Raw genomic sequence first — 4,692 nt, 5'->3', positions numbered from 1 at the left:
ACAACAGGAGCACATGATGAAGGCAACGAAACTGGCCGTAATTACCCTTTTTGCACTGATGGCCGTCAGCGGTATCGGTGGCGTTATGCTTGCAGGTTACTCGTTTATTGTTCGCGGCGGTGTTGGCTGAGGTATCCGGCCAGGCGTTCAAACAGGCGATCCACCACAATCGCCGCCAGCGCAACCAGAACCGCCCCCTGAATAATATAGGCCGTGTTAAACCCGCTTAACCCGATAATGATCGGCGTCCCCAGCGTATTGACCCCGACCGTCGATGCGATGGTTGCCGTACCAATGTTGATGATCACGGACGTCCGCACACCGGCAATAATCACCGGTGCGGCCAGCGGCAGTTCAACCTTCAGTAGCCGCTGCCAGGCGCTCATTCCCATCCCTTCCGCTACGCTCAGCACCGATGCAGGCACCGCCGCAATGCCCGCCAGCGTCCCTTGCAGAATGGGCAACACGCCGTACAAGATCAGCGCAATGATGGCAGGCTCCTGCCCAAAACCGATCGCCGGCACGGCAATCGCCAGCACGGCCACCGGCGGGAAGGTCTGCCCCGTTGCGGCGATGGTCTCCACCAGCGGACGAAACTCCCTGCCCGCGGGTCTCGTCACCGCAATCCCGGCGCCTGTGCCCAGCACGATGGCAATCACGCTTGACACCGCCACCAGCCAGAAGTGCGCCAGGGTGAGATTAACAAAGCTCTCCTGCTGGTACACCGGGCGCGGCAGCCCGGGAATAAGCGCATTAAACAGCGCCGCGCTGTGCGGCATCAGGTAGAGTAAGGCGATAAACAGCCCTGTCAGCCAGAGTAACGGATCACGGACCCACTTCACGCGTCACCTCCCCCGCCAGCAGATCGCGAAAATGGATCGTCCCGCATAGCGTACCCTGCCCGTCCGCAACGGGTAACACCTCACACTGCCGGGCGACAAACGCCGAAAGGGCATCGCGCAGGCTCATCCCGTCATGCAGCGGTTCACCACCGATTTGCGCATCCTGCGGACGCAGATAGTCCCTGATGGTGCGCAGCGAGAGCAGCCTGACACCCAGCTCGCTGCGGCCAAAAAACTCACGCACAAAATCGTTTGCCGGCGACGTTAACAGCTCAAGCGGCGTACCCTGCTGGACGATTTCGCCGTGATCCATCAGTACCAGACGATCGGCCAGCCGCAGTGCTTCGTCGATATCATGCGTCACCAGCACGATGGTGCGCCCGAGAATACGGTGGATGCGGCTCATCTCGCCCTGAAGTGCGCCGCGGGTGACCGGATCCAGCGCGCCGAAGGGCTCATCCATCAGCAGTACCTGCGGGTTAGCGGCCAGCGCGCGCGCCACCCCGACCCGCTGCTGTTGTCCGCCGGAAAGCTGGTGCGGGTAGCGGTCGCGAAGCGACGCGTCCAGGCCCAGCAACGCCATCAACTCGTCGACACGCTCATTGATCTTCCCCCGGGACCATTTTTCCAGCTGTGGCACGGTGGCAATGTTCTGCGCCACCGTCCAGTGGGGAAACAGGCCGATGGACTGAATGGCGTAGCCCATACGCCGCCGCAGCTCCAGCACCGGCAGGCTGCGGATCTCCTCTCCGGCAAAGCGAATCGTCCCGCTGTCGTGCTCCACCAGCCGATTGATCATCTTCAGCGTCGTCGATTTTCCCGACCCCGACGTCCCGATCAATACCGAGAACGCCCCCTCGGCAAAATGCAGATTGAGATGGCTTGCCGCCGGACGGCCCGCAAAGGTTTTACTCACATCATGAAATTCAATCATTGGCTCTTCTCCTGAGCAGCGCGAGCCACAGGGCAAACAGGGCATCCAGCACGACCGCCAGCGCAATCGTGGGCACAACGCCCAGCAACACCAGATCCAGCGCGCTGCTGAGCAGCCCCTGGAACACCAGCGCCCCAAAGCCGCCCGCCCCGATCAGCGCGGCAATTACCGCCATCCCAACGGTTTGCACCGTCACCACCCGCAGGCTGCGAACCAGCAGCGGAAGCGCAAGCGGCAGCTGTATTTTCCAGAAACACTGGCGCGCACTCATCCCCATCGCATGGGCGCTTTCCAGCACGTCGGGCGGAACCTGGCTTAACCCCGCCACCACGCCGCGCACCAATGGCAGCAGCGCATACAGCACAAGGGCAATCAACGCCGGGGTCAGCCCGGTTCCGGCAATGCCTGCCGCGGCCAACGCAGGGAAGGATTTAACCAGACCGGCGAGGGGGGCAATCAGCAGGCCAAACAGGGCAACGGAGGGGATGGTCTGAATAACGTTGAGCACGGTAAAGACGGCACCCTGGCGGCTGGGATGTCGGTAGCACCACATGCCCAGCGGCACGCCCAGCAGCAGCGCCGGGACCAGCGTCCCGAACAGGATCGTCAGATGTTGCGCCAGCGCGTTGTCAAACACCTCCTGGCGGTTGACGTACTCTTTTAACAGCGAGAGTTGATTCAGATCGCCGCTGAAGAGGATCAGCAGGGGGATAACCCAGAATTGCGCGTTCAGCAGCCAGCGCCACACAGGTATCGGCGTCAGGCGGCGAATGGCATCGCTACAGGCCAGCAGGCAGAGTGCCAGCCACAGCCACAGGCCGCTGCCAATCGACGTGCGCGCCAGAGGGCTTTCAACCGAGGCCATCTGCGTTGCCGCCTGTCCCGCGCTCCAGAACAGTACGATAAACAGCGCTTCGCTGAGCAGAAGCGTCAGCCACAGCGCGGTTCGCCCCGGCCAGAAGGCTAAGACTACGGTACTCGCCAGCGCCGCGCCCAGCAGCAGCGGCGTAAATGCCCAGATCTGCCACAGCGCGCGCGGTTCGCCCGACACCAGACGGTTTGGCGCGACATTCACAAAAGGTAACGCGACCGCCACGATGGCCACACAGACCAACAGCAGCAGGACGCGGTTATGACATTTTATTGGCACAGCCTTATCCCGTTACTTCACAAGCCCTTGTTGTTTCAGGAAGTCGGCAGCCACTTTTTTGGCATCCAGCCCCTCTACGGCAATGCTGGCATTCAGCTGTTGCAGCGTTTTCGCATCCAGTTTTTCAAACACCGGTTTGAGCCAATCGTCGATATCCGGGTAGGCTTTCAGCACCGCCTCGCGCACGACCGGGGTTGGGGCGTAAATTGGCTGAACGCCTTTCGGGTCGGTCAGGGTTTGCAGACCAAGCGCCGCGACCGGGCCGTCGGTGCCGTAAGCCATCGCCGCGTTGACGCCGGAGGTTTGCTGCGCCGCCGCCTTAATGGTCACCGCCGTGTCGCCGCCCGCCAGAGAGAGCAGCTGTGCCTGATCGAGCTTGAAATCATAAGCTTTTTCAAACGCTGGCAGGGCATCAGCGCGCTCGATAAACTCTGCCGAGGCCGCGAGCTTAAACTCGCCCTTCTCTTTCAGGTAGCGGCTGAGATCGTCAAGCGAGGTGAGCTTGCCTTTCTCGGCGATATCTTTGCGCACCGCGATGGTCCAGGTGTTGTTGGCCGGTGCCGGTGTAAGCCAGACCAGCTTATTTTTTTCCGCGTCCAGCTTTTTGACTTTTTCGTACCCGGCTTTGGCATTTTTCCAGGCCGGATCGTTTTCATCCTTGAAGAAGAATGCCCCGTTGCCGGTGTATTCCGGGTAGATATCCAGCTCGCCGGAAGTGATAGCACCGCGCACGACAGGCGTGGTGCCAAGCTGCACTTTATTGACCGTTTTCACGCCGTGGCTTTCGAGTACCTGCAAAATGATATTGCCGAGCAACGCGCCCTCGGTATCAATTTTGGAACCCACCTTAACCGGCTCTGCGGCCTGTAACGGCAGGCTCAGCGCCGCCAGTAGCACCGCCGACCCTGTTATCCCCTTAATAATCGTCATTCTACTTTCCTCATTATTTTGTGGCCTTTTTCATAGGCTTGAGAGAAAAGCGTAGCTTAAAACAGTGAATTTAACCGTTTTTCGTACCAGATGAGAGGAATCCCCCGCCAGGCGGGGGATGGGGAGGAAGGTAAGATTATTGGAGTTCGAACTCGGCTTTGTTCACGCGGGCGGAATCCACGCCGATGAAGACGTTGAATTTGCCAGGCTCGGCATCGTATTTCATCTGCTGATTCCAGAACTTCAGCGCATTTACGTCAATCGGGAAGCTGACCGTTTTGGTTTCGCCCGGTTTCAGGTTGACCTTTTCGAAGTCGCGCAGCTGTTTCACCGGACGGCTCATGGAGGCCGTGACGTCCTGAACGTACATCTGGATCACCGTCGCGCCTTCGCGTTTGCCGCTGTTGGTCACTTCCACGCTGGCGGTCACTTTGCCGTCACGCTTCAGGGTCGGCGCCGACATTTTCACGTCAGAGACCTTAAACGTGGTGTAGCTCAGGCCATAGCCAAACGGATAGAGCGGGCCGTTAGCCTCGTCGAAGTAACGGGACGTGTACTTGTTCGGCTTGTCGGCGTTGTACGGACGACCGGTGTTCAGGTGGCTGTAGTAAACCGGGATCTGCCCGACGGAGCGCGGGAAGGACATCGGCAGCTTGCCGGACGGGTTGTAATCGCCAAACAGCACGTCGGCAATGGCGTTACCGCCTTCGGTACCGGCGAACCAGGTTTCCAGAATGGCGTCAGCCTGCTGGTCTTCTTTCACCAGCGCCAGCGGACGCCCGTTCATCAGCACCAGCACCAGCGGCTTGCCGGTGGCTTTCAGGGCCGCGATCAGG

6 protein-coding genes are annotated in these 4,692 nt (G+C 60.2%); 1 reads left to right on the top strand and 5 read right to left on the bottom strand.

The features are described from left to right. The first annotated feature begins 16 nt into the window (after positions 1-16). Positions 17-130, top strand: coding sequence for a protein YohO (locus HP459_RS21520; RefSeq protein ID WP_022648678.1), 114 nt, complete (start codon positions 17-19; stop codon positions 128-130). On the opposite strand, the gene HP459_RS21515 is transcribed toward HP459_RS21520, so the two are convergent. From HP459_RS21515 to HP459_RS21495, 5 genes are all read right to left on the bottom strand, one after another. After that, positions 105-842, bottom strand: coding sequence for an ABC transporter permease (locus HP459_RS21515; protein WP_045308648.1), 738 nt, complete (start codon positions 840-842; stop codon positions 105-107). The two genes, HP459_RS21520 and HP459_RS21515, sit on opposite strands and share 26 nt — an antisense overlap. Beyond that, the gene (locus HP459_RS21510) at positions 826-1,776 is read right to left on the bottom strand and encodes an ABC transporter ATP-binding protein (RefSeq protein ID WP_171936810.1); all 951 of its coding nucleotides are present in this window, start codon (positions 1,774-1,776) and stop codon (positions 826-828) included. The genes HP459_RS21515 and HP459_RS21510 overlap by 17 nt, the downstream gene beginning before the upstream one ends. Further along, positions 1,769-2,926: an ABC transporter permease gene (locus HP459_RS21505; RefSeq protein ID WP_023300579.1), complete on the bottom strand. Its 1,158-nt coding sequence runs from the start codon at positions 2,924-2,926 to the stop codon at positions 1,769-1,771. The genes HP459_RS21510 and HP459_RS21505 overlap by 8 nt, the downstream gene beginning before the upstream one ends. Positions 2,927-2,938: 12 nt before the next feature. Beyond that, positions 2,939-3,856, bottom strand: a complete 918-nt coding sequence (locus HP459_RS21500) for an ABC transporter substrate-binding protein (RefSeq protein WP_045620887.1) — start codon at positions 3,854-3,856, stop codon at positions 2,939-2,941. A gap of 136 nt (positions 3,857-3,992) precedes the next feature. After that, the coding region (locus HP459_RS21495; RefSeq protein ID WP_171936809.1) for a glycoside hydrolase family 3 C-terminal domain-containing protein at positions 3,993-4,692 on the bottom strand (700 nt) is incomplete at its 5' end.

This window comes from Enterobacter sp. CM29, from assembly GCF_013179605.1.
Taxonomy (GTDB): domain Bacteria; phylum Pseudomonadota; class Gammaproteobacteria; order Enterobacterales; family Enterobacteriaceae; genus Enterobacter; species Enterobacter intestinihominis.
The sequence above is the reverse complement of the archived record's forward strand: the minus strand, read 5'-3'. Positions and strand labels throughout refer to the sequence as shown.

Bases quoted from the DNA above. Each gene is read 5' to 3' on its own strand.
- HP459_RS21520 (WP_022648678.1), top strand. From the start codon at position 17: ATGAAGGCAACGAAACTGGCCGTAATTACCCTTTTTGCACTGATGGCC.
- HP459_RS21510 (WP_171936810.1), bottom strand. From the start codon at position 1,776: ATGATTGAATTTCATGATGTGAGTAAAACCTTTGCGGGCCGTCCGGCG.
- HP459_RS21500 (WP_045620887.1), bottom strand. From the start codon at position 3,856: ATGACGATTATTAAGGGGATAACAGGGTCGGCGGTGCTACTGGCGGCG.